This window comes from Paenibacillus sp. BAC0078 (genome assembly GCF_054483875.1).
Genome location: NZ_JBTLRW010000003.1, coordinates 486,481 through 510,599, shown reverse-complemented (window position 1 = coordinate 510,599; position 24,119 = coordinate 486,481). Strand labels below are relative to the sequence as shown.

Annotated in this window: 21 protein-coding genes; 15 read left to right on the top strand and 6 right to left on the bottom strand. The window is 52.0% G+C overall.

What is annotated here, in order from left to right:
• Window positions 1-166: 166 nt before the first annotated feature.
• The gene (locus ACX1DY_RS09035; protein ID WP_458963843.1) at window positions 167-1,027 is read right to left on the bottom strand and encodes a helix-turn-helix transcriptional regulator; all 861 of its coding nucleotides are present in this window, start codon (window positions 1,025-1,027) and stop codon (window positions 167-169) included.
• Window positions 1,028-1,297: 270 nt separating this feature from the next.
• Window positions 1,298-2,428 (bottom strand): glycoside hydrolase family 88 protein, encoded by a 1,131-nt coding sequence (locus tag ACX1DY_RS09030; protein WP_458963842.1) that lies wholly within the window; start codon window positions 2,426-2,428, stop codon window positions 1,298-1,300.
• Window positions 2,429-2,656: 228 nt separating this feature from the next.
• On the opposite strand from ACX1DY_RS09030, the gene ACX1DY_RS09025 reads away from it, so the two are divergent.
• From ACX1DY_RS09025 to yajC, 8 genes are all read left to right on the top strand, one after another.
• A complete protein-coding gene (locus tag ACX1DY_RS09025) occupies window positions 2,657-4,033 on the top strand; it encodes a hypothetical protein (protein WP_458963841.1) in 1,377 nt (458 codons plus the stop codon).
• A 318-nt stretch (window positions 4,034-4,351) separates the two neighbouring features.
• On the top strand, window positions 4,352-4,855 hold the full coding sequence (ruvC, locus tag ACX1DY_RS09020; protein ID WP_458963840.1) for a crossover junction endodeoxyribonuclease RuvC: 504 nt from the start codon (window positions 4,352-4,354) through the stop codon (window positions 4,853-4,855).
• Entirely contained in the window at window positions 4,852-5,475 is a 624-nt protein-coding gene (ruvA, locus tag ACX1DY_RS09015) for a Holliday junction branch migration protein RuvA (protein ID WP_458963839.1), read from the top strand. The genes ruvC and ruvA overlap by 4 nt, the downstream gene beginning before the upstream one ends.
• Window positions 5,476-5,505: 30 nt before the next feature.
• On the top strand, window positions 5,506-6,510 hold the full coding sequence (gene ruvB / locus ACX1DY_RS09010; protein ID WP_458963930.1) for a Holliday junction branch migration DNA helicase RuvB: 1,005 nt from the start codon (window positions 5,506-5,508) through the stop codon (window positions 6,508-6,510).
• Between the two features lie 192 nt (window positions 6,511-6,702).
• A complete protein-coding gene (locus ACX1DY_RS09005) occupies window positions 6,703-8,796 on the top strand; it encodes a SpoIID/LytB domain-containing protein (RefSeq protein WP_458963838.1) in 2,094 nt (697 codons plus the stop codon).
• 9 nt (window positions 8,797-8,805) lie between these two features.
• Window positions 8,806-9,834: a tRNA preQ1(34) S-adenosylmethionine ribosyltransferase-isomerase QueA gene (queA, locus tag ACX1DY_RS09000; RefSeq protein ID WP_458963837.1), complete on the top strand. Its 1,029-nt coding sequence runs from the start codon at window positions 8,806-8,808 to the stop codon at window positions 9,832-9,834.
• 21 nt (window positions 9,835-9,855) lie between these two features.
• Entirely contained in the window at window positions 9,856-10,992 is a 1,137-nt protein-coding gene (gene tgt, locus ACX1DY_RS08995; protein ID WP_458963836.1) for a tRNA guanosine(34) transglycosylase Tgt, read from the top strand.
• Between the two features lie 45 nt (window positions 10,993-11,037).
• Entirely contained in the window at window positions 11,038-11,352 is a 315-nt protein-coding gene (gene yajC, locus ACX1DY_RS08990) for a preprotein translocase subunit YajC (protein WP_458963835.1), read from the top strand.
• Between the two features lie 181 nt (window positions 11,353-11,533).
• On the opposite strand, the gene ACX1DY_RS08985 is transcribed toward yajC, so the two are convergent.
• Together ACX1DY_RS08985 and ACX1DY_RS08980 are read right to left on the bottom strand one after the other, a co-directional pair.
• Window positions 11,534-12,373 carry a phosphatase PAP2 family protein gene (locus tag ACX1DY_RS08985; protein ID WP_458963834.1) on the bottom strand — a complete coding sequence of 280 codons (840 nt, stop codon included), beginning with the start codon at window positions 12,371-12,373 and terminating at the stop codon, window positions 11,534-11,536.
• A 94-nt stretch (window positions 12,374-12,467) separates the two neighbouring features.
• The gene (locus ACX1DY_RS08980) at window positions 12,468-12,860 is read right to left on the bottom strand and encodes a TIGR04086 family membrane protein (RefSeq protein WP_458963833.1); all 393 of its coding nucleotides are present in this window, start codon (window positions 12,858-12,860) and stop codon (window positions 12,468-12,470) included.
• Between the two features lie 233 nt (window positions 12,861-13,093).
• On the opposite strand from ACX1DY_RS08980, the gene ACX1DY_RS08975 reads away from it, so the two are divergent.
• Window positions 13,094-13,861 carry a YetF domain-containing protein gene (locus ACX1DY_RS08975; RefSeq protein ID WP_458963832.1) on the top strand — a complete coding sequence of 256 codons (768 nt, stop codon included), beginning with the start codon at window positions 13,094-13,096 and terminating at the stop codon, window positions 13,859-13,861.
• A gap of 4 nt (window positions 13,862-13,865) precedes the next feature.
• Here the strand turns inward: ACX1DY_RS08975 and spoVB are convergent, their stop codons facing one another.
• On the bottom strand, window positions 13,866-15,431 hold the full coding sequence (gene spoVB / locus ACX1DY_RS08970) for a stage V sporulation protein B (protein WP_458963831.1): 1,566 nt from the start codon (window positions 15,429-15,431) through the stop codon (window positions 13,866-13,868).
• Between the two features lie 177 nt (window positions 15,432-15,608).
• Here spoVB and ACX1DY_RS08965 point away from each other — a divergent pair, with 177 nt between their 5' ends.
• The 6 genes from ACX1DY_RS08965 (at window position 15,609) to ACX1DY_RS08940 (ending at window position 22,475) form a co-directional block, all read left to right on the top strand.
• Window positions 15,609-15,860, top strand: a complete 252-nt coding sequence (locus ACX1DY_RS08965; protein ID WP_458963830.1) for a post-transcriptional regulator — start codon at window positions 15,609-15,611, stop codon at window positions 15,858-15,860.
• Window positions 15,861-16,077: 217 nt separating this feature from the next.
• Window positions 16,078-17,331, top strand: a complete 1,254-nt coding sequence (secD, locus tag ACX1DY_RS08960) for a protein translocase subunit SecD (protein WP_458963829.1) — start codon at window positions 16,078-16,080, stop codon at window positions 17,329-17,331.
• Window positions 17,321-18,223 (top strand): protein translocase subunit SecF, encoded by a 903-nt coding sequence (gene secF / locus ACX1DY_RS08955; RefSeq protein ID WP_458963828.1) that lies wholly within the window; start codon window positions 17,321-17,323, stop codon window positions 18,221-18,223. Before secD ends, secF begins: the two co-directional genes overlap by 11 nt.
• A gap of 120 nt (window positions 18,224-18,343) precedes the next feature.
• Window positions 18,344-19,303 (top strand): cation diffusion facilitator family transporter, encoded by a 960-nt coding sequence (locus tag ACX1DY_RS08950; protein WP_458963827.1) that lies wholly within the window; start codon window positions 18,344-18,346, stop codon window positions 19,301-19,303.
• 29 nt (window positions 19,304-19,332) lie between these two features.
• Window positions 19,333-21,744 (top strand): single-stranded-DNA-specific exonuclease RecJ, encoded by a 2,412-nt coding sequence (gene recJ / locus ACX1DY_RS08945; RefSeq protein ID WP_458963826.1) that lies wholly within the window; start codon window positions 19,333-19,335, stop codon window positions 21,742-21,744.
• Between the two features lie 212 nt (window positions 21,745-21,956).
• Window positions 21,957-22,475, top strand: a complete 519-nt coding sequence (locus tag ACX1DY_RS08940) for an adenine phosphoribosyltransferase (RefSeq protein WP_458963825.1) — start codon at window positions 21,957-21,959, stop codon at window positions 22,473-22,475.
• Window positions 22,476-22,575: 100 nt separating this feature from the next.
• On the opposite strand, the gene uraA is transcribed toward ACX1DY_RS08940, so the two are convergent.
• Window positions 22,576-23,880: a uracil permease gene (gene uraA / locus ACX1DY_RS08935; protein ID WP_458963824.1), complete on the bottom strand. Its 1,305-nt coding sequence runs from the start codon at window positions 23,878-23,880 to the stop codon at window positions 22,576-22,578.
• Between the last annotated feature and the right edge of the window lie 239 nt (window positions 23,881-24,119).

Genomic DNA, 24,119 nt, shown 5'->3' with positions numbered 1-24,119 from the left:
ACGGTCAGGCGAACTACAAAAAGAGAGACTAACGCCAAGGCTCTGGCCCAGAGCCTGGTCGTCTCGTTAATCGGGATAACGGTATTGCTGAAGGCGCGGCCTGACCGGTCGTTTATCGATAATGCGCTTGGAGTGTTGTTAGCGAATTTGTGATCTTTTGCCGCATTCAGCGGATGCTCTTCCTGTACTTCTCCGGCGATAGGCCTTTTTGTTTCTTGAACATCTGGCAAAAATACGGCGGGGAGAGGTGGCCCACTTCTGCTGCAATCTCCTGAACGGACTTGGTGGTGTTGGCAAGTAAAATGCAGGCTTCCCGGACCCGCCGCTGCATCAGATACTCGGACAGTGTGATCCCGGCGTACTCTTTGAACAGATGCGAAATATGGTACGGCGACAGGTGCATGGCGTCAGCCAATGCTTCCAGGCGAAAATGCTCCTTGTAATGCTCATCCAGCCATTCGGTGATCCGCCCGGCATGCGAGTCTCCGCGTGACTGGAGCGGGAAAGCTTGGGTTAAGGTGCCTGAGAGTTGGCTTTGCAGCAGCCGGATCAGCTGAAGCAGCAGCAATCCCGTATGTTCCTCCCTGTCCGCAGCTGTGCTATTGACGGTATGCTGTAATTCGTCCAGCACGTCAGGAATCCGCGTATTCTGCATGTCATAGAAGACCGGCTGCTGCAGATTGCCCTTCCATAAGCTGCGGAAGAACTTCTCCAGTAAAGGAAAAGCCGTCAGATAATGCTCCAGAATACCGGGGTCAAAGGTCAGATTGGTCCGCATATAGGAACGGCCGGAGGCCGGAGGGACCAGCACACGGTGCAGCTGATAAGGCTGGAACCAGACCAGCGTATGATCCTGGATCGGATAGATCTGATTTTCGGCCATAATCTCGCCATGTCCGCTGTAAATGTACAGCAGCTCAATCCCCCTGTGCGCATGATACCAGTTCGCTTCCACATCAACATATTTGTAGTTGTACATCAACAGACCGGGCTCCGGCCCCTGCGGCAGATCATCGTTCCTGTTCATGCAGCGCTCCTTATAAACCAATATTACCTCTTAGTATAAATACCCGGTGGTGAGATTTGTAGCCCGCCCGAAAATAGCTGCGTTCTGTACAACTAAAATCGGCGAAAGGCTGCAGCTGAAGCAAATAGTTGTATTCTGTACACCTAAATCTGCGTATATCGGCTTAAACAAGGCTCATGCCGTTTTTTTATTGTACAAAATACAACTAAGCGGGTTATTTGTGGCAAAGTAGGCGTTTTAGTTGTACGAAATGCAGTTACGGTCATTGGCTCACCGCCCATACCAGTAGCCCGGCACACCCTGCTGCAGCCGCAGCAGCGCCTCCAGAAAGAAATAGTCGCCCCAGATCATGAAATCGTCGGGGGACGAGCTCACTCTGACGGAATAGGAACCGTGCCGCAGAAAGCCTTCTTCCGTCAGGCTGCCGGCCGTAAAATAATTCTGGACCAGGGAGTCCATCGACTTGTTTACCGCTTCGCTTAGCAAGGCCCGCTGCGGCTCATGCTCCGGCAAATGCTCCAGCAGCTCAAGGACACCGCATACAAAGATAGCAGATGCCGAGCTGTCGCGCGGCGTCCCTTCTTCTTGCGGCGCGTCGAAATCCCAGTAGGCGACATGGTCAGCGGGAAGATGCTCCAGAAAATAGCGGGCCAGCCTGAGCGAGGTGTCCAGATAACGCTCATCCCGCGTGTAGCGGTAAGCTAGGGCAAAGCCGTAAACGCCCCAGGCCTGGCCGCGCGTCCAGGTGGAGCCGTTGCGGAGACCCTGCCCGGTCCCGCCTCGCACCGCATCCCCATTTTTCTGATCGAAATAAAACGTATGGTAGGAGGAGTCGTCTCCCCTGACCAGGAACCGGCGGCTTTGTTCGGCCTGGATGAGGGCACAGTCAGCATAGCGGCGGTCTCCGGTCTGTTCTGTGGCCCAGAACAGCAGCGGAAGATTCATCAGGCAGTCAATGATAATCCGGCCACCGTTGTCGGCATCGCCTTCCAGACCCCACGCCTGTAGCAGCTGCGGAACAGCGCGCCAGCGCTTCATCAGCACATCGGCTGCCTGCAGCGCCAGCAGACGGGCTGACTCGTCCTGATCGACAGTCCAGCGGGCCATGGCGGACAGTGAATATAAGAAACCGATGTCATGGTGATCGAGATCCTTCCCCGCCTCCAGGCGCTTCCGGAAAGAATCGACCGTTTGAATCGCTGCATAGTAAAATTCGGGATCCTGGCTATATTCATAGCTCAGCCACAGTATCCCGGACCAGAAGCCCTCCGTCCAGTTGTTCTGATCGGTCAGATGATATTTGCCGTCCCCCAGGCTGACAATCGGAAATTCGTCTCCAAAGCGCTTTATGTTCAGGCGGGTGGTTACAAGTGTCTGTTCAATCACTGTTTTCCAGTTCATAATAACCTCCATAATATTGCTAAATTGTTCTTGAGCTTATTATAAACCCTGAGTTATATCGGTTTGTTGTGCATATCTGTAGCTGTATTGCGGTATCGTCAGCGAATGGCCTGTACTTAACACACCGGTATACAATTAAATATAGTAGCGACAGTTGTCCTACCTTGTGGTAAAAATTACTTAGGTAGATAGATCATACATAATATAAATATTTAGAAGGGGGAACAGATGGAGAGGTACAATAAAGGGATATCTGCTGTTTTTGTAGTGATCATGCTGGCGGCGGGAGTGTACTGGGCATCCCATAACCACAGCTGGACAATAACGGGTACGGCAGCAGCCGTGGCCTGTTACGGATTATTTGTATTGACGGGCTTGCGTGCAGTTCCCGCAGTCACGGGATATATTGCAGGCGTACGGAACCCGGAACCTGTAAGGCTGGAGGATGCGAAGGACTTGCGCAAGCAGGCCTGGACGCGGATCATTGTCTGGGTGCTGCTTAGCCGGGGGCTTCTGCTGATCCTGGCTTATGCGTTTCATATTCTGAAAAACGGTTATTCCGGCAGCATCTTTGATGAGTTTCAGGCGGCCTGGCATCTGTCGGGAATCGATGTTCCCTCTTACCTGGGCATTGCCGAGCACTGGTATGTGACGGAGGGCGATACGCGGTTCAATATTGTTTTTCTGCCCTTTTTTCCAATAGTAGTCCGGGTAGTTCATTACTTCACTAATAATTACCTTGTCGCCGGACTCACCGTCTCCAATCTCTGTACAGTTGCGTTTGCGCTGGTAACCTATGAGCTTGCCGCCTTGGATATGGACAGGAAGGAAGCGCTCCGGACGGTAAAATATCTTTTTATCCTGCCTGCAGCCTTCTTCTTCCTCATTCCGATGACCGAGTCGCTGTTCTTGCTGTTATCATTGTTATCCATTTATCTGGTGCGCAAAAGGAAGTGGCTCCCGGGCTGCCTGTGCGCTGCCTTGGCCGGATTCACACGTTCTCCGGGTGTACTGCTGGCGGTGCCGATACTCATTGAGCTCGGGCGTGAGCTGGCAGAAAGCTATAAGCATCTGGATCGAAAAAGCTTCCTGCGCAGGCTGTCTGCTGCAGTCCTCTGTCTGGCGGTTGTTCCGCTTGGTTTGCTGGCTTATCTTTACGTCAATCATTCCGTCTTCGGGAATGCGCTGCAGTTCAGCATTTTTCAGAAGGAGCACTGGTTTCAGCGGCAGTATCTGTTTTTTGACACTGTGCGGTACCAGATGGAGTATGCGGTGGGCAAATTCAAGGAAGGCGACAGCCGCAGCTTTCTCGGGCTCTGGCTGCCGAATCTGGTCAGTATTTTCACCACCCTCTATGTAATGTACAAAAGCGCGAAGAAGCTGCATCCCTCGTATACGGCTTTTATGATGGTATACTTTGTCTTCGTGGTTGGGCCGACCTGGCTGCTGTCCGCACCCCGTTATTTAGCGGCAGCATTTCCGCTGGTTTTCGCCGTCGTGCTGCTCACGAAGGATAAGGCGAAGGATAGCGCGCTTACGGTGCTGGGCGTAGTCGGCAGCCTGCTGTATCTGGGACTGTTAGTGGCCGGATATCCGATATACTGAGATAACAGGACGGGCGTGTTGCTCGTCGTTTGGGGGAATTGGGGGTGGCCATAAGGAATTCTACGGTAAATTAAAGATGGATAGAATGGCTTAATTGAATAATAGGAGAGCGGGTTCTGCACGGGAGCAACATTGCAGACTCGCTTTTTTAGTTAAATGATAGGATTCTTGACCTCACTCTATTATAGCGGGCAAATTTCTTTCTCCGGGAGAAGGATTTTTGCTATAATGGGTTGAAGGAATACATATGTTCGCTTTACGGCGGGAAAATGGATGAAACAGAAGGAATATCCTTCCTGTTCAGAGGAGAGATTGGACTTGCGCATCTTGGGAATTGACCCCGGGCTGGCGATCGTCGGCTTTGGCTTCATAGAGAAGGAAGGAAATAGATTGACTCCGGTTCAATACGGATGCATCCAGACCGAGGCGCACACGCCTGAGGAGGAACGTCTGCTGCATGTCTATGAAGGCATGGTGCAGCTCATTGATAAATACAAGCCTGATGCGGTTGCGGTGGAGAAGCTGTTCTTCAGCCGTAATGTAACCACGGCGCTCCCGGTGGCACAGGCAAGGGGTGTGCTGATCCTGGCTGCCGTGCAGCGCGGACTCCCTGTCTCGGAATATACCCCGATGATGGTGAAGCAGGCTGTGGTTGGCTACGGCAAGGCTGAGAAGAAGCAGGTACAGGAAATGGTTAAGCTGCTGCTGAAGCTGTCCGCTGTCCCGAAGCCCGATGATGTCGCGGATGCGCTGGCTGTGGCGGTATGCCATGCCCATTCGGTTAGTCTAAATTCCAAGTTAAATGAGGTATTGCGAAGATGATAGATTATTTAAGAGGTCCGGTTGTACATTTGGAGCCGGAATATGTAGTGCTGGATGTTCAGGGTGTCGGCTACCGGGTATTTTGTCCGAATCCGTATGCTTTTGCCAAGGTGGAGGGTCCGGTGATGGTCTACATTCATTACCAGACACGCGAGGATGCCACGCTGCTATTCGGGTTCCCGACGAGAGAAGAGCAGAAGCTGTTCCGCAAGCTGATTGAGGTATCCGGCATCGGGCCGCGTGTGGCGCTCGGCATTCTGACCGGTGGTACGCCTGATCAACTGATTTCAGCAATTTACCAGGAGAACATTACGTTCCTGACGAAGCTGCCGGGGATCGGCAAGAAAACGGCGCAGCGGATGATTCTTGATCTGCGCGACAAGCTGGATGGCCTGAGCACAGTGCCGATACAGACCGGACTATTCGCGGTTGCTGCCGAAGCCCAGGCTGCGGAGGAGGCTCTCCCTTGGGAAGAAGCACGGGACGGCCTGAAGGCGCTTGGTTATACGGATGCTGAGCTGGACCGGGTATGGCTGACTATGAAGAAAGAGGGCTCTGACATCGGAACTGTCGATGTGCTGATGAAGAAGGCGCTGGGACTGCTGTATATAGCCAAGTAGGCTGCTTGAAGGAACGGAGTGATGGATACAATGGATGACCGGATTATTTCGGCCAATCTGATGATGGACGAGCAGGCTGTGGAGTTAAGCCTGCGCCCTCGTTACCTCGGGGAGTATATCGGACAGAATCAGGTGAAAGAGAATCTGAAGATATATATAGAAGCCGCCAAAATGCGCAGTGAAGCGCTGGATCATGTGCTGCTGTACGGGCCGCCCGGACTCGGCAAAACGACGCTGGCGAATATTATCGCTAATGAGCTGGGCGTCAATCTGCGTACGACCTCCGGGCCGGCCATTGAGCGGCCCGGAGATCTGGCGGCGCTGCTGACCAATCTGCAGCAGGGCGATGTGCTGTTCATTGACGAGATTCACCGGCTGCACCGGACGGTGGAGGAGGTGATGTATCCGGCGATGGAGGATTTTGCGCTGGATATCATGATTGGCAAGGGACCCAGCGCCCGCTCGGTGCGCCTGGACCTGCCGCCCTTTACGCTGATCGGCGCGACGACACGCGCCGGACTGCTGTCGGCTCCGCTGCGCGACCGCTTCGGTGTCGTCAGCCGGCTGGAGTATTATACGATGGATGAGCTAAGCTTCATCGTCTCCCGCAATGCCGAGCTGCTGGGCATTGAGATTGTCGGCGATGCCGCCGAGGAGATCGCCCTCCGTGCAAGGGGGACTCCGCGGATCGCGAACCGCCTGCTTAAGCGGGTACGCGATTTCGCCCAGGTGCGCGGCGACGGGATTATCACGCCGGAGATTGCCGGAGAATCGCTGAAGATGCTTCAGGTAGACCCGCGCGGTCTGGACAGCATCGACCATAAGATGCTGCAGTCGATGATCACCTCTTTCCGCGGCGGTCCAGTGGGACTGGATACAATCGCCGCAACGATTGGCGAAGAGAGCCAGACCATCGAGGATGTCTATGAGCCGTATCTGCTGCAGATCGGCTTCCTGCAGCGGACGCCGCGGGGGAGAGTAGTGACACCTGCAGCCTACAAGCATTTAGGACTGCCGCTCCCTCCGCAGCCGTAATAATCTTTTTTAGCACTTATACTTCCGAAGCTATAGTTCTAAATCTGTGGTTTAGGACGAAGCTTTTGTGGTTCGGGGAGAGTGGGATTTGTCGTATGAATCCTCCTACGGGCAGACTCTTCCGGCCAGGAGATGATTATTCGAAGCAAATCAGTGAAGCCAAAGCTCACATAACTTTTAGGAGGCATCATGATGAATCTTGCCAGGTGGAAAAAGACAGGAATGGGCTTGCTGGCTTCTGCGCTGGTTGCGGGCAGCCTGCTTCTTCCTGCCGGTAACAGCCATGCCGATTCCAATGCAACCATCCGTGTCGCACTATATGCCGATATCGGCAGCAAATATAAATCTACAGTTCCATTCGTGACGCTGCAGTCAACGGTGGGCTTCAGCCTGATGTCCGGTTCAGCCGGAAGCGCGCAGCTGCTACCTATTCCGGCCAACAACAAAATCCGCGTCAGCCTCGACGGCTACAAGGTCAAGGTTATGGACAGTCCTACATGGCAGGCGGCGGCAGATGCCGCCAAGAAGCTGCAGACTACCTCTGATAAGCCAATGTTATTTGTTGCTTCAAGGAACGGCTCGAATGTGTACCAGCTGTATACAGGTCCATATGTCAGTGAGAGTGCAGCCAAGGAAGGGCTGGCCCGGGTAGGGAAGGCGGGACTGTCCATCCCTGACGGACAAGCGCCGGCCCTGAAGGGCAGCAAGCATTTGTCTGCCGGACAGTTCGCTACCCAGCAGGAGGCTGATGCCGTGATGAGTACGATTACTGCGGCAGGCTTCGACGCTTGGAAGACGCTGGTGAGCGGAACGGACGGCAGCGCGCAGGTAGAAGTGTGGGTCGGCGAAGCGGCAAATGACAGTGATCTCGCCGCTTTGCGCACCGCCGTTACGGCCGCGCTGCCACAACTGGCTCTCTCAGCCGGGGCGACTTCAACTCCAGGCCTCATGATCCGTACGGATGCCGGGATGGATTGGAGCAGCGAAGGTCAGGCTTTTCATTACAGCGTGTCCGGAGCGGGTGCCAAGTTTTTGGCAGCGGGCAATACAGCGGGAATTCAACTGGTTGAGCGCTCAAAGCGCACCTACCGCGGCAATTTGGAGCTGAGCGGGCTGAATGGTTCGCTGGCTGTGATCAATGAAGTCCCGCTGGAGCAGTATTTGTATGCCGTCGTCGGTGGAGAGGTCTCCTCGGGCTGGCCCGATGAGGCGCTTAAGGCCCAGGCGGTGGCGGCGCGCAGCTACGCGCTGGCTCAAGGCAACCGTTTTGATGTCGCAAATGTGGTCGATACAACTCTCAGCCAGGTCTATAACGGCATTGGCGCTGAAGCTCCGGTGATCACCAAAGCGGTGGATGCTACCGCCGGTGAGGTGCTGAAGAGCGGCGGCAAGGTGATTGAAGCGGTCTTTTCCTCCAACAGCGGAGGTGTAACGGCAGATCCCTCGGAGGTATGGGGCAATGGCGGCACTAATTTTGTCAGCGTAGCCAGTGCTGAGGACGCTGCGGCAGTGGGGGCGTCGAAGAAATGGTATTATCTGCTGCTTGATAATGGTGTCTCCGGCTATGCCCGGGAGGACAACATCAAATTGACCGGCAGCAAAACAGCGGCAGGGCTGGCTATTGCCACAGCGGCCACTAAGGATGTGAACATCCGCCCGCTGCCTATTATTGAGAGCAGCGTTAGTCCTACCGGCAAGCTTAATCCCGGCGATAACGCCGTAGTGCTGAATCAGGTCTTTGAATCCGGCAGCTATAGCTGGCTCAAGGGACCTTACTCCTCTGCGGAGCTGCTCAAAAACCTGGCAGGCAAGACCTCAAATTCGCTGCCTTCTTCGATTACAAGTCTGCGGGTTACGCAGCGCGGGCCTTCAGGGAGAGTCACTCAGGTAAAAGCCAACGGGGAGATTCTGCAGGTGAAATACCCTGATTTGTTCCGTTCTGCGTTTGGCGGATTGCCTAGTACATTGTTTGATATTGTGCCTGCCGGCAGTTATACTGTATTAGGCGCTGGCGGCTCTACGGCAACCGTTAACAGCTCTCAGAGCGCCGGAGTGCTCTCTGCAACCGGGAAGGTGACGGCAAGCGGAAGCGGGACGGTGGTCATGGGCGGAGATGCCTCGTCCAGAGTAGTCACGAACAGCCCCGGATTCTATTTTATTGGCTGGGGGAATGGCCACGGGCTTGGCATGTCCCAATGGGGTGTGAAGGGCATGGCGGACAAAGGGTATGACTACAAGCAAATATTGCAACACTATTTTAGTAACGTTACTATAGTTAAGGAATGAAGACTGAACATGAACGTAGACGATTATGACTTTCATTTGCCGGAGGAGCTTATTGCCCAGACTCCCCTTTCGGACCGCAGTGCGTCACGGCTGCTGCTCGTGAACAAGGAGAACGGACAACTTGCGCATCGGCATTTTACAGATATACTGGAGCAATTCCAGCCAGGAGATACTCTGGTTCTGAACGATACGCGGGTGATTCCCGCCAGGCTGTTCGGCGTCAAGGAAGACACTGGTGCCAAGGCAGAGGTTCTGCTCCTCAAGAATCTGGGCGAAGACCGCTGGGAAGCGCTGGTGAAGCCCGGCAAAAAGCTGAAGACCGGTGCGGTAATTATTTTCGGCGAAGAGCTTCGTGCTGTTATTGAAGATGAGTCCGACATGGGTGGCCGGACGCTTCGCTTCATCTATACAGGGATATTTCAGGAGATTCTGGACAGGCTGGGAACAATGCCGCTTCCGCCTTACATCAAGGAAACGCTGGACGACCGCGAGCGTTATCAGACGGTGTATGCCAAGCATGAAGGCTCGGCGGCCGCACCAACCGCAGGACTGCATTTCACCGAAGAATTGCTGGAGCAAATCGCCGCCAAAGGCGTAAATATTGCTTATATTACGCTTCACGTCGGACTGGGAACGTTCCGGCCGATGTCGGTGGAGAAGGTTGAAGAGCATGTAATGCATGCCGAGTACTTCGAATTATCGCAAGAGACGGCGGATATCCTTAATGATGCAAGAGCAAGAGGCGGCCGGATCATCGCTGTAGGCACAACCTCTTGCCGGACACTGGAAACGGTCGGAAGACAATGCCAGGGCGGACCGCTTGCGGCATGCAGCGGCTGGACAGATATTTTTATCTATCCCAGTTATGAGTTCACGGTAGTGAATGCGCTGATTACAAATTTTCATCTGCCGAAGTCTACACTGGTGATGCTGGTGAGCGCTTTGGCTGGCCGGGAGCATATTCTTGCTGCTTATGAAGCGGCGATCCAACAGCATTACCGCTTTTTCAGCTTTGGCGACGCAATGTTTATTTATTAAGCAAGAGGAAGGATTACACATATGGCAGCAATAACTTATGAACACATTAAGACCTGTAAGCAATCCGGTGCACGGCTCGGCCGGGTGCATACTCCGCATGGCGTGATTGAGACGCCTGCATTTATGCCTGTCGGCACACTTGCCACCGTCAAGACGATGAGCCCCGAAGAGCTGAAGCAAATGGACGCGCATATTATTCTGAGCAACACGTACCATCTGTTTCTGCGCCCGGGCCATGATATTATCCGCGAAGCCGGCGGCCTGCACAAATTCATGAACTGGGACCGTCCGATCCTGACGGACAGCGGCGGCTTTCAAGTCTTCTCGCTGAGCGAAATGCGCAAAATCTCCGAAGAAGGCGTGCATTTCCGTTCCCACTTGAACGGGGACCCGAAATTCCTCTCGCCGGAAGTGGCGATGGAGGTGCAGAATGCACTCGGTTCCGATATTATGATGGCTTTTGATGAATGTCCGCCTTATCCGGCTGAGTATGATTACGTCAAAAAGTCACTCGAACGCACCACCCGCTGGGCCGAAAGATGTCTGAAAAGCCATGCCCGTCCTGAAGACCAAGGGCTCTTCGCTATTGTCCAGGGGGGCATGTATGAGGATTTGCGGCGTCAGAGCGCGGCAGATTTGACTTCCATGGATTTCCCGGGGTATGCTATTGGAGGACTCAGCGTCGGAGAGTCCAAGCAGCTTATGTATGAAGTGCTGGATTATACGGTTCCGCTGCTGCCGCAAGGGAAGCCGCGCTATTTGATGGGCGTCGGGTCCCCGGATGCGCTGCTGGAAGGTTCAATCCGCGGAGTAGACATGTTCGACTGTGTTCTGCCTACGCGTATAGCCCGCAATGGAACAACCATGACCAGTCAGGGAAGACTTGTTGTACGCAACGCGCAGTATGCCCGTGATTTCGGGCCGCTTGATCCTGAATGCGATTGCTACACCTGCCGGAATTATTCCCGTGCTTATTTGCGCCATTTGATCAAAGCCGACGAAACCTTCGGCTTGCGGTTAACGACATACCATAATTTGTACTTCCTGCTGGAATTGATGCGTAAGGTGCGTGAAGCCATCAAGGAAGATCGGCTGCTTGATTTTCGCGATGAGTTTTTTGCACAATACGGATTATATGATAATCTTAAAGGCTTCTAGTACACCTGGATTGTGTCTTAGTGTTTTTTGAAAGGGGGGAGAATTATGTTACAGTTTCAATACGCATCAGCCGCAGGGGGCGGCGGAAGTATATTGGGTCTTGTAGGTCCATTTGTGCTGATGTTTGTGGTATTCTACTTCCTGTTGATTCGTCCGCAGCAGAAGAAGACCAAAACGCGCAACTCCATGTTGAAAGCTTTGAAAAAAGGCGATAAAGTAGTGACCATTGGTGGCCTTCACGGGACGATCATGGAAATTACCGACGATATCGTGGTCCTGCGTGTAAACGATGTGACCAAGCTGACCTTTGACCGCGGCTCTATCAGCCACGCTGTTGTGGAAGTGGAAGATAAAGAGTAGCTTGTTCTTGTAAACGGTACATAAAAAGCGGCATCCTCTTCTTGAAGAGTGATGCCGCTTTTTTTGCAAATATAAGAAAGTATAAGTTTCACGCTATACTTTATCCTTATATTTCTCGCTGAAACGAATGCCGTCCTTTTAAGGACGGCGTAGCCGTTTCTACTTGGTTTATCTGGATTTATCAGCGGGTATTGGTGGCACGGCTTCTGACAGTCAATCTGTCCTCTCCGCTGCGCAGAGTCAGCTTGGCAAGCTGCACCGCAACTGTGGTTGATACGACAGCCAGCAGGGTGCCGCCCAGCATGTCGGTCAACCAGTGAATGCCAAGGTAGAAGATCCCAAATACGATGATTACCGCAGAGACTGTTGAAATGACCATCCAGCGGCGGTTGCCGGACCGGAAGGCAAGCAGAGCAGTTGTGACGGAAATTGAGGTATGCAGACTTGGGAAGCAATTGTTAATACCGGAGAGGGCTCTGTATTCCTGCTCAAATTTCGGGAAAACATCCAGCATCGTAAAGCGAACCCCTGCCGGAACATAGGACCAGACCTCGTTCACCGGAAAATAAATATAGAACGGAATGGCAATGGCATAGTTGATGATAATCGCATAGCAGGTGGCGTAGAGCATCACGCGGTTCTTATCCAGCAAATAGACGCCAAGCGAAGCAGCAAGCACCGATTGGAGCATAAAGATGTAGAAGAATACGATAGTGGGTGTCAGCCACGGAGCGAAGAAGATCTCCTGAACACCTCTGACAAAATGGCCCTCCAGACCAAAAATGAACGAGGTGTAATCCGAGGTGAGCTGCATTTTACGCTCAATCTGCAATTCATATTTATTCAGTAAGAGCACACCGAACATACCCGCAAACAGCAACAAAAATTTATAAGAGCGCAGGAGTTCTTTTCCAATCTCCACTAAAGCCTGCAATGGATTGCGCCGGGAACCAAGCCAGATTAGTAACACTACAATTATAACAGTGTACAACGAGATTAAATTCATTGATTGGTAAAGCAAAACAATCGAAGCCTCCTTGATCCCTCACATAGTCATATGAAACCAGTGTAACATATTTTTGGGGGCCGGGTTCGATTTTTGGAAAATATAAATTTTAAGATTTCTGCAGATTGACTCCAAACATTCCGCCAAGTGCAGCAATCCCTGCAGCAGCCAGAATCCACAGGCAATCCATAACGGAAGGAGCGCTGTCCAGTGCCAGAAATCCAATCAGCAGTACGGTAATCCCGTAGAGGGCGCCAGTGAGCGCTCCCTGATACCAGCCCTTGCTGGACGCTCTGCGGCCCGCGGTCAAGCCCCCGAATGCAGCGGCGATGCCGTGTATGATGTAGGTGTACATCGCAAGATCCTGCTCTTCAAGACCGCTGCCCCAGAGTAAAAAGGAGAGGACGAGCGCGCCCAGCAGCATCCAAAGGAATGAGCGGCATAACCCCGATAACACAGGACTCGATATTCTCCACGAGAACAGGCGCCGGAATAAGTACATGGTACAACCTCCTAAAAGTTTTGTTAGCTTACGCTTAAGCTTTTTATGCGGGTTTTTACTATTGTATGGGGGGGCTTGCCCCAATAGTACAAGAATGAGTGTGAAGCCTTTTTTACCATTAATTAATAAGCCGTTTTCCGAATGCTCCCTCGGCGCAGAGGCCAGAATAGGGGTACATTAATCAGCCCGCACAACAGCTGCGCGGGTATCACTGGAAGGGGAGCGAAGAGAATATGTTCCAGCATATTTCTGCCCATATCTTTCTGACCGTGCTGATGTATATCTTCATTTTCCTGAGCATGCGGATTATGGGGAAGCGGGAAATCGGCAAGCTGTCTGTATTTGATCTAACGATCTCGATTATGATTGCCGAGATTGCTGTTTTTTCCATTGAGGATATTGAACGGCCGATTTATGACGGATTTGTACCGATGGCGACACTCGTGCTAATTCAGGTTCTGGTTGCGCAGCTCAGTCTTAAGAGCAGAAAGCTGCGGCTTCTGATGGACGGCAAACCGAGCATTCTCATCTCGGATGGCAAGCTGCACCGCGGGGAGATGCGCAAACAGCGCTACAACATTGACGATCTGCTGCTGCAGCTGCGCGGACAAAATATCACCAGTCCGGCAGACGTTGAATTTGCTATTCTGGAACCGAGCGGACAGCTTACCGTCATTGAGAAAGACAAAAACGTGTCCTCCAGCAATCCAACCGGGAACAGCAGCTCCGGTGCCAACCGTGGCAAGCACGCTGAGCATTCCACAGGAGAGAGCACAGGCGATGCTGAATTGCCGAAACATAAAATCAGATATGAAGGCCTGCCGATTCCGCTGATCATGGATGGAAAGGTACAGGATGAGAATCTGGAGATGATTGGAAAGACTAGATTTTGGCTGAGAACACAGATCCGTCAGAAAGGGGTTTCGGATTTTCGGGATGTGTTCCTATGCTCAATCGATCACAATGGCAAAATCTATGTAGACCGTCTGGGCAGCAGGTGACAGCTCACCGCCACTTTTTTATAAAAGGAACCCGGTCCAGATCACGTATGGAGATTAAGCCGGACAACATGCATATCCCGAAGTACAAGGCCATTCCGCTTCCGGCGGCGAATAGGAATTGTGCCCACTGCGCCTCAGCGATTGGCACTTTGGTGTAGATGTAAGACATTCCGGCAGCCATGATGATCATTGCGGCGAAGGTTTTTATCGGATCGGCAAGCCTCAGCGAGAAGGATATCAGCTTGATTACGCTGAACCCGTGAAGCAGAGTCACCAGAATACTGTTGACGATAATGGCGATAATTGCTCCGTAGATCCCATATTCCGGTTGGGAGGCGAGCGTAAGAATGAGCAGAATTTTGATTACCGCACCAATCAGCGTGTTGATCAGCGCCCTGCCTGGACGGTCCATGGCCTGCAAGGCAGCCTGCAGCGGAGCTTGGACATATAAAAACAAGGCGAAAGGCGCCATCATCCGCAGCATGGGTGCGGTATCGGCATTGCCGTACATCAGCGTACACAGCGGGTCGGCAAAAATATACATAACCGCCGCGAAGGGGGCTCCGGTTACCATCGCCAGGCGCAGCGCCTGATGCATTCTTTTATGGATTGTGGGCAGATCTTTGCGCGCCGCCGCTTCCGACAAGGAAGGCACGAGCGATACGGCGAGTGAAGAGCTGAGCACCCCCGGCAGCAACAGCAGGGGAATCACCATTCCTTGCAAAGAGCCATACTGTGCGGTGGCAGCGGCAGTGGCGATTCCGGCCAGCGCCAGACTGCGGGCAGTGATTATGGACTCCAGCAGATAGGAGAAGGAGCCGACAAGCCGTCCGGCGGTAACGGGCACTGAAATGCCGATCAGCCGCTTAAGTATGGAGAAATCCCGGGTAGAGGCGGGTATATTCTCGGTATGGGACTGGTTGGTTTTCTTGTCCTTTTTTACGATAAAATAGTACTGCCCCAAAAGAGCCAGCATGCCGAAGATTTCACCGACAGTTACACCAAGCATCGCCCCGGCTGCCGCATAGGCAATCCCTTTTGGAAGCAGCAGCCATGATAACCACAGCATAAAAAAGATCCGAATAACCGATTCTATCACTGAGGATAGCGCCGAGGGAATCATATTCTGTCTGCCCTGAAAGTAACCTCTGTAAATCGCGGAGACGGCAATAATGGCGATCATCGGCGTCATGCTCAGAAAGGTGTAATAGACACGCCTGTCCGTTAATATCACATTGGAAACCCAAGAAGCGCTGAACAATGCAAGAATTGTAAAAAAGATACCGAGTCCAAGACTGAGCGTCAGTCCGCTATGCAGGATCCGGCGTGACTCTTCCGGGCGGCCTTCTCCCTCGGCTTCGGCGACCATTTTGGCGATGGCCAGCGGAATTCCACCGGTGATGATGGTCACCAGCACGATAAAAAACGGATAGCCAAGCTGATATAGGCCCACCCCCTCGGCCCCGATAATCCGGGGTAAAATAATTCGGGGAATAAAGCCGAGCATCCGGTTAATGATGCCTGCGGCCAGCAGAATCAAGGTTCCTTGAATAAAAGTCTGTTTCCTCAAAGGGCACTCCTTCTTCCCAAATATAGTCTTTCTAACATTGATATGGGCAAGCAGGCTTTTCCATGACAAGCTTTAGGTGTGACAACTTTTCACCGGAAGAAGGAAAGAGAGGAAGCTAGGTCGAATACATAACTTTGGGAACATGCATTAGGAAGTGATCTCTGGAGGTGTCAACACGTGGAATCGGAACAATGGAATTACGACGAGCTTAGTGATGAAATCGAAGCCATGTGCCGCAGTAAAGCGGAGGAGTTCCGCCTCCTCGGCTATGAATATGTAACGGGCAGGGATATTTGGGAATGTGTCAGCCGCAACTACAGCAAGGAAGGCAGGCCACCCCTGCATAAGCTGGTGAATGACATCTATTCACTGAAGTCAAGCAGTTATATGAACTATCTGACGATTGCCGCTTATCGGGGATTGAACTGATAAAAGGAACGATTTTCTTTTGCAAACACCTACAGGAAGCAGTAAAGTAAGAGAAGAATAATTCAGCTTTTCCTATCAAAACGGATGGCTTGCCCTTTGAGCGGAGCCGGCCGTTTCTTTGTGTGAACGCGTGCCGTCATTTCCGCCTGAATTGACGGTCATTTCGCACGTAGCTATAATAGGAATATTGAGTAATGAAAGGGGAACTAGCAAGAGCATGAAGAGACTGTTGAGCTTTATCATTACCGTGCTCGTTTTAACAGGCGTCATGGTATTCACAACTCCCGGGCTGCTGGACAAGGTCCGTCTGGGGCTTGACCTGAAAGGTGGCTTCGAGATTCTGTATCAAGCCACGCCGATGGAGGCAGGGGCACAGTTGTCCCGTGCTTCGCTGCTGAAGACGGCGGAGAGCCTGGAGAAACGGGCAAACGCACTCGGAACAAGCGAGCCTGAGGTCACTACAGAAGGAACGGACCGCATCCGTCTGAAGATTGCGGGCGTTACCGACGAGGCCGAAGTCCGCAAGAAGATGAAAGAACCTGCAGTTCTGACCTTCCGCAGTGCCGCCCCTGGCGATGCCGCAGGAACCTACAGCAAGATTGAGCTTGTGGGCAGTGATTTTGTGGAGGGTGCGGCAGAGGTTCAACGCGACAATCTGAACCGGCCGGAAATCAGCATCAAGATCAAGGATAAGGACAAATTCGCGGAAATTACCAAGCGTTTGCTTGGTAAAGAAATGGCTATCTATCTAGATGATCAGATGTTAGGCAATCCACCAGTCGTTCAAGCGGTATTGACTGATGGCAAAGCTTCAATCTCCGGTAATTATACTATAGATGGAGCACGTGAGTTGGCCGATACCATCAACCTTGGCGCCCTGCCGCTGAAGCTTACAGAGAAATATTCCCAAAGCGTAGGCGCAACACTCGGTAAACAGTCTCTTGATCAGACGATCAAAGCCGGTCTCGTGGGTTCGGTAATTATTCTGATTTTCATGATCGGCATGTACCGTCTGCCGGGTGTTCTGGCCAGCTTCGCGCTGATTCTGCATACATGGCTGCTTATTGCGGTGTTCGTCGTTGCCGATTTCACCTTGACTCTCCCCGGTATCGCCGCATTCATCCTGGGTATAGGGATGGCGGTCGATGCCAATATCATTACAAATGAACGGATAAGGGAAGAAATGCGCAACGGCAAGAGCATCCTATCCTCTGTCAAAGCAGGGAACAAAACGTCCTTCCGTACAGTCATGGACGCGAACGTAACCACTATTATTGTAGCGGCTGTAATGTTCGCCTTTGGTACAGGTGCGGTAAAAGGTTTTGCCCTGATCCTGATTGTGGAAATTGTGCTTAGTATCGTAACAAACCTTTATTTTGCCCATTGGCTGCTTACAGTGCTGGTCAAAGCCGGCACTCTGAAAAAGCCGAAGCAATTTGGGGTAAAGGAGAGTGACATCCGTGCGCTTTAAGAAAGAGCTTGATTTTGTACACTTAAGTAAATATTTCTATATCTTCTCCATCGTGATTACTTTACTTGGTGTGGCTTTCCTTAGCTTCATGGGGCTGAACTACAGTGTTGACTTCAAGGCCGGTTCCAACGTAGACGTGTCTTTGTCGAAGAACATCACCCTGGAGCAGCTAAAGCCCGCCCTTAATGGACTTGGCATCTCGCATGAGCCGGATATTACGGTGGGTGAGAATCGGGTCAACATCCGTTATGATAAAGAGCTGGATAGCAATCAGGACGCCGCACTGAAGGCTGCAATTACGAAGCTGGATGACAAAGCCTCCTTCGAGATCAACACTGTTGATACGGAAATGGCCAAAGAGCTGGCCCGTAACGCGATCTATTCCGTATTGCTGTCCTGCTTAGGGATCATCATCTATGTTAGTATCCGGTTTGAATGGCGTTTCGCCTTAGCGGCGATTGTGGCGCTTGTCCACGATGCTTTTATCGTGGTTGCCATTTTCTCCATTTTCCGGCTGGAGGTCGATTTGACCTTCATTGTTGCGGTGCTCACGATTATCGGTTACTCCATCAATGATACGATTGTTATCTTTGACCGGATCCGCGAGAATCTGCGCTTCGGCAAACAGAGAACCTATGAGGATCTGAAGGCGCTTGTTAACAAAAGTGTGGCCCAGACCCTTATGCGGTCCCTGTACACAGCTTTTACGGTATTTGTTGCCGCATTCTTCCTGCTGGTACTTGGTGGTGCGTCAATTAAAATGTTCTCACTCGCTATGGTTATCGGTCTGCTCTTTGGAGCTTACTCTTCCATCTTTATCGCAAGTCCGCTCTGGCTGCTGCTAAAGAAACGCCAGAAGACAGCCGTAAAGAGCAAACCGGCCAAAGCCTAAGCTTAGTTGTCCCGGGAAGCCGCGTCAATGACGACGCGGCTTTTCGGAATCTTTGGAGTGGAATGTCAGTCGGAACTCATCATCATGAGATGACTTGCTAGTGGTAAGGAGGGCCTCGTAATGAATGATAAACAATCACCGCAAAGTGAGACGGTTACCTGGACAGGAGTCGCCAGCGATATAGCGCTGGCGCTGGCCAAAGGAAGCGTTGGTTATCTTTCAGGCAGTAAGGCATTAGTGGGTGACGCATTATATTCCGGATCAGATGCGGCTGCCAAGCTGGCGGAAATTCTTCCGCTTCCGTGGCGCAGACAGGATCAGAAGCGCAGAGGGATACAGCGGACTTCGCAGAGCAATAAGGAACCGCTTATTCCCATCCTCTTTTCAGTACTGATTCTTATGGGCGGGCTGCAAATTGCTTTCTCGGCGATCCGCGATTTGACCAGAGGACATTTATCGGCACCGGGACAGGCAGCGCTTGTTACCGTCCTCGTGTCTATTGTTTTTAAAGAGGCGATTTTTCAGTATCAGTACCGTTATTTCAAAAAAAAGGGCGATGGCAGTCATGCCGCTTACGCGGATAGTCACCGTTTCAGTCTTTATACTTCAATCACTGTATTTATCGGAACCTCCCTGGCGATAGCCGGCGGAACGTTCAATTGGCATCCGCTACTGTATATGGACCCGATTGCCGCATTGTTAACCGGATGCTTTATGATTCGCAAAGGATATTCGCTAGTCACAGCCTCTGTATACGGTAAAAAGCTTCAGGAGCTCCCCTCCGAGGAGGCGGCCAGCTTCATAGAAACCGTACAGCGGGTGCATGGCGTTATCCGTGTAGAGTATTTGCAGGCCTTGGAGCAGGGGCGTTATGTGAACCTTCAAGTTAAAATCAGTGTAAATCCGCGTATTACCGTTATGGAAGCCCAGGATATCTCGGAATGTGCCAGAAAGCTGCTGCAGCACCGTTTTGTGCATGTAGGCGAGGTGCATATGGATGTTGTGCCTTATGATCCGGGTTATCCTTACAAAAGCAACCAGGAGCTCGTGGACAACGATATTCCCACGCTGCTGCAGTAGTCCGCAAGGTGAGAGAAAGGTGAAATCTATTGCTTCATTCAAAAACAAGATGGCAATCTCCGGCAGCCGATCCCGATGTTGTTCGGGAATTGGCCCGGAGCCTTTCTGTTTCTCCGCTCCTTTCGTCACTCTTGGTGACACGGGGCATGGACACGGCTGACAAGGCGCTTATGTTCATGGATGGCGGAGACGAAGAGGAACATGATCCCTTTCTGCTGAAAGGGATGGCAGAAGCGGTTCCCCGAATCAGAAAGGCGCTGCAAGATGAAGAACATATTCTTGTTTATGGCGACTATGATGCGGACGGAGTGTCCAGTACTGCGCTGATGATCTATCTGCTGCGGCACTTGGGGGCTTCTTTTGACATTTATATTCCGCACCGTTCGAATGAAGGCTACGGGCTGCACAATCATGCCCTGGATTGGGCGCAGCAGCAGGGAGTGTCGCTGGTTATTACCGTAGATACCGGAATCAGCGCTTATCATCAGATCGCCTATGCGAGTCAGCTCGGCATTGATGTGATCGTTACGGATCATCATGAGCCGCCTGAGCTGCTGCCGCAGGCTTATGCGCTGATTAATCCCAAACTGCCGGATTGTCCTTATCCGTTCAAAGGCTTGGCAGGAGTCGGTGTGGCCTATAAGCTGGCCCAGGCGCTGCTGGACGGTGAGGTCCCAGAGGCTTGGAGCGAAATTGCGGCAATCGGTACGGTTGCGGATTTGATGCCGCTGCTAGGCGAGAACCGCAGCATTGTGCGCAAAGGGCTGTCCAGCATGCAGCGCTCGTCTTTTCCGGGCATCCGGGCTTTGCTTGGAGTCAGCGGAATTACGATGAATACGGTAAGCGCTGTAAATATTGCTTTTGGCCTGGCCCCGCGTATCAATGCCAGCGGACGTCTGGACCATGCCGGACGTGCAGTGACGCTGCTGACTACAGAGCAGCCGGCTGAAGCGGAAGAGCTTGCCGGAGAATTGGACCTGCTGAACAAAGAGCGCCAACTGGTTGTCGAAAGAATCGTCGCTGAAGCCACAGTTAAGCTGGAACAGCAAATGGGGCGCGGCAAGCTGCCGGATATCATTGTTCTTGCAGAGCAGGGCTGGAATGTGGGTGTGGTAGGAATTGTAGCCTCCAAGCTGCTGGAACGCTATTACCGTCCGGTTATAATTCTGGATATTCACCCCGAGACAGGAATGTGCAAAGGCTCCGCCCGGTCTATACCCGGACTGGATATTTATGAGGCACTAACCTCCTGTGCAGACTTGATGGACCATTATGGGGGCCATCCGGCGGCTGCCGGGATGAGTCTGCATCGGGACCAGCTTGCGGCTTTTGCTGCGGCCCTTAATGAATATGCGGCTGCTGTGCTGACGCCGGAGCATTACATGCCGGTAACGGCTGCAGACGGTGAGGTGGCGATTGCCGACCTGTCACTGCAGGCTGCGCTTGAACTGGACAGGCTGGCTCCTTTCGGAATGGCCAACCCGCTGCCGAAGTTTATTGTTCGGGGTGCTGCCGTAAAAGAAACCCGCAAAATGGGCCAGGACGGCAAGCATTTGAAGCTTGTTCTCCAGCAGGGCAAAAATACAATTGAAGCTGTGGCCTTCGGTAAAGGGCCACTGGCTGATCTGCTGCCGGCTGGCACCTTGATTGACCTTCTGGCAGAGCTGTCGGTTAACGAATGGAACGGCTCGCGTAAGCCGCAACTGATGCTGCAGGATCTGGCAGTGCCGAATCCGCAGGTGTTTGACCTGCGCGGCGCTGCCGACGCGGTGAAGCAAGCCGCATCTCTTCAAGAGCTGCTGCAGCCCTACAGTGGCGGTAGCCCATTCAGGACAGCGGCGGTATTTCAGAACAGCCGCATGTCACCTCTAAGTGCGCTCCAAGGCATGTCCCTCTGGGTATATGATGAAGAGACTGGAATTTCCGCAGTCCGTCATGAACCGGAGAATGCAGAAAGCACCCAGGTTTCATTGCTCTGTCTGCTCGATATGCCGGAAACACCGGAGCAGCTTGATGCGTTGCTGGCTGTTTTCCCGAACGCAGATAATATCGCACTGCTGCATTCGATCCGCGATGGCCGTGACCGGCTGCAAACGCCGACGCGGGAGCATTTCAAGTCATTGTATAAATTGCTGGCAGCGCTTGCCGCAGCTCCAACACCAGAGAATGAACTGCTGCTGCGGCTCAGCCGTCAGTCTGCAATGAGCACGCGGATGCTGGGCAAAATGCTGGATGTGTTCGAGGAGCTTGATTTTATCGAACGCAGCCGTGGCAAAATCAGCTTTGTCACACAGCCTGCCGCCAAAAGTCTTACGGCTTCAGAGCATTTTGTCAGATTGGGACAAACGGCCGAAATCGAGCAATATTTCATGGAAGCCAGCCGCAGCGAGCTGCAGGACTGGATGCTATCCCGCCGCACGGGTGCCTCTCAAGCTGGATGATTTGGCGGCAGATGCTTCCGAAGCGAGTTTGTTCGAAGATAAATCAGTGAGGTAACGCTCACAAACTTAAGCGTATGCTTTCGAAGCGAGTTTTGTACGGAGAGTTTTCAGATGAAGATTATGCTAACAAAACTAAGCGTATGCTTCCGAAGCGAGTTTGTTCGAAGATAATTCAGTGAGGTAACGCTCACAAACTTTCAGGAGATGATGTTATGGATTTTAAAGACAGTATTCGTGTGATTCCGGATTTCCCACAGCCGGGAATCAGCTTCAAAGATATTACTACCCTGCTTAAAGATGGCGAAGCTTACCGCCGGGCGATTGATGAGCTGAAAGCAATGGTGGCGCACCTGAAAATTGATGTGATCGCCGGACCTGAAGCCCGCGGTTTTGTAGTAGGCGCACCGCTTGCTTATGCACTGGGTGTCGGCTTCGTGCCGATTCGCAAAAGCGGCAAGCTGCCGTATGACACCATCGAGGTGGGATATGATCTGGAATACGGCAAGGATACACTCGCTGTTCACACGGATGCGGTCAAACCTGGACAGAATGTACTTATTGCCGACGATTTGCTGGCAACGGGAGGCACAATCGCTACTTCGGTCAGCCTCATCGAACAGCTTGGCGGCAAAGTGGTCGGAGCAGCCTTCTTGATCGAATTGACCCAGCTTGCCGGACGTAACAAGCTTACAGGCATTGAGATTCATTCGCTCCTTTCTTACGAGGACTAAAGGGGAGTCGAAAGACTTTTCCCGGGAAATAAAAAAAGCGGACTGCTGTCGAATAAGGACAGCAGTCCGCTTTTATATATATAAGCTAATCAACCGGGATTTAGTGCGCAGATTTCTCGCTGTCTTGCTCGTTGGACAAGCCAAGCACCTCAATTAATTTGAAGAGCAAGGACAGAACCATACCAACAATCGTCGCCAGTGCCATACCTTTAAGCTGCACACCATAGATATTAAGCGAAATGCCGCTGATGCCGACCACAAGAACCAAGGTAGCCAGGATCATGTTGGTGGCCTTGGAGAAATCGACCTTCTGCTCAACGAAGATGCGCAGACCGGATGCGGCGATTACACCAAACAACAGCAGCGAGACACCGCCCATAACCGGCTGGGGAATATTGGAGATAATTGAGGAGAACGTCCCGGAGAACGAGAGCAGAATTGCAATGACTGCAGCGCCGCCGATCACATAGACCGAATATACTTTGGTGAGCGCCATAACGCCGATATTTTCACCATAGGTTGTATTCGGTGTAGAACCGAAAAATCCGGACAGAATCGTGGAAATCCCGTTGCCCATCAGCGAGCGGTCAAGTCCCGGATCTTTGGTCAGGTCTTTGCCGACAATGTTGCTGGTCACGAGCAAGTGTCCGATGTGCTCCACAATAACCACAAGCGATACCGGAATAATTGTGAATATAACATCCCAGTCGAAGGAAGGAGTTACAATAGTTGGATGGGAGAAGAAAGAGCTATTTGAGATTGCATCTGTGTTCACCACATGCATGATATAAGCCAGAACGTAGCCGGTCACGATCCCGATGAGGATATGAATGATTTTGGGAAAACCGCGGAAGAGGACTGCACCAATAACAGTTACGCCAAGTGTAACCATAGATAATGTAATAGCTTTTCCGTCCGGGGTCCAGTCGGTGGCTCCTTCAGGAGCAATCAGCCCGGCCATGCGCGCAGCAACCGGCACCAGCTCCAGCCCGATAGTAGCGACAATGGCGCCCATAACCGCCGGAGGGAATACGACATCAATCCAGCCGGTTCCGGCATAACGGACGATCAATGCGACCAGAATAAAAATAACGCCGGTCACGATAAAAGCTCCCAGTGCAAGCGAATATCCATGCTGATGATCACCCTGATACTTAGCCAGAACGCTGAGCACCGGCGAGATGAAGGCGAAGCTTGAACCGAGGTATGCCGGAATTTTGCCGCGGCAGATCAGTATATACAGCAGTGTGCCGATCCCGTTCATCAGCAGAATCATGCCAGGGTCTACCCCGAACAGGTTAGGAACAAGCACCGTGCTGCCGAACATGGCGAACAAATGCTGAAGACTCAGCAAAAAGCCAGGGCCCCAAGGGAGCCTTTCGTTAACTTGAATTTCGCGTTGCAATGGTGTTCACTTCTCTTTCATGTCTATTTTATGTGAGGTTCTAAAAAACCGCCTTTACTAGATTAAATAGAACGGAGTCTTTTTACAACAACATTTTTACAAGTGCCACGAAATTGTTCCATTCTTGGCACTTTACCTTACAGCAATGCCACGGTGTGGCAAGTGTTGACGTAATCCATCGCAAGCGTCATAATTATAGACAACTTTAAACGGATTGTAGTGTAGCTTGGAACATATGG

Excerpts from the sequence above, each read along its gene's own strand:
- ACX1DY_RS08950 (WP_458963827.1), top strand. The coding sequence starts at position 18,344 with ATGAATGATAAACAATCACCGCAAAGTGAGACGGTTACCTGGACAGGA.
- ruvB (WP_458963930.1), top strand. The coding sequence starts at position 5,506 with ATGGATGACCGGATTATTTCGGCCAATCTGATGATGGACGAGCAGGCT.
- queA (WP_458963837.1), top strand. The coding sequence starts at position 8,806 with ATGAACGTAGACGATTATGACTTTCATTTGCCGGAGGAGCTTATTGCC.
- ACX1DY_RS09025 (WP_458963841.1), top strand. The coding sequence starts at position 2,657 with ATGGAGAGGTACAATAAAGGGATATCTGCTGTTTTTGTAGTGATCATG.
- secD (WP_458963829.1), top strand. The coding sequence starts at position 16,078 with ATGAAGAGACTGTTGAGCTTTATCATTACCGTGCTCGTTTTAACAGGC.
- tgt (WP_458963836.1), top strand. The coding sequence starts at position 9,856 with ATGGCAGCAATAACTTATGAACACATTAAGACCTGTAAGCAATCCGGT.
- yajC (WP_458963835.1), top strand. The coding sequence starts at position 11,038 with ATGTTACAGTTTCAATACGCATCAGCCGCAGGGGGCGGCGGAAGTATA.
- ACX1DY_RS08975 (WP_458963832.1), top strand. The coding sequence starts at position 13,094 with ATGTTCCAGCATATTTCTGCCCATATCTTTCTGACCGTGCTGATGTAT.
- ACX1DY_RS09030 (WP_458963842.1), bottom strand. The coding sequence starts at position 2,428 with ATGAACTGGAAAACAGTGATTGAACAGACACTTGTAACCACCCGCCTG.
- ACX1DY_RS09035 (WP_458963843.1), bottom strand. The coding sequence starts at position 1,027 with ATGAACAGGAACGATGATCTGCCGCAGGGGCCGGAGCCCGGTCTGTTG.
- ruvA (WP_458963839.1), top strand. The coding sequence starts at position 4,852 with ATGATAGATTATTTAAGAGGTCCGGTTGTACATTTGGAGCCGGAATAT.
- ACX1DY_RS08980 (WP_458963833.1), bottom strand. The coding sequence starts at position 12,860 with ATGTACTTATTCCGGCGCCTGTTCTCGTGGAGAATATCGAGTCCTGTG.
- ACX1DY_RS08940 (WP_458963825.1), top strand. The coding sequence starts at position 21,957 with ATGGATTTTAAAGACAGTATTCGTGTGATTCCGGATTTCCCACAGCCG.
- ACX1DY_RS09005 (WP_458963838.1), top strand. The coding sequence starts at position 6,703 with ATGAATCTTGCCAGGTGGAAAAAGACAGGAATGGGCTTGCTGGCTTCT.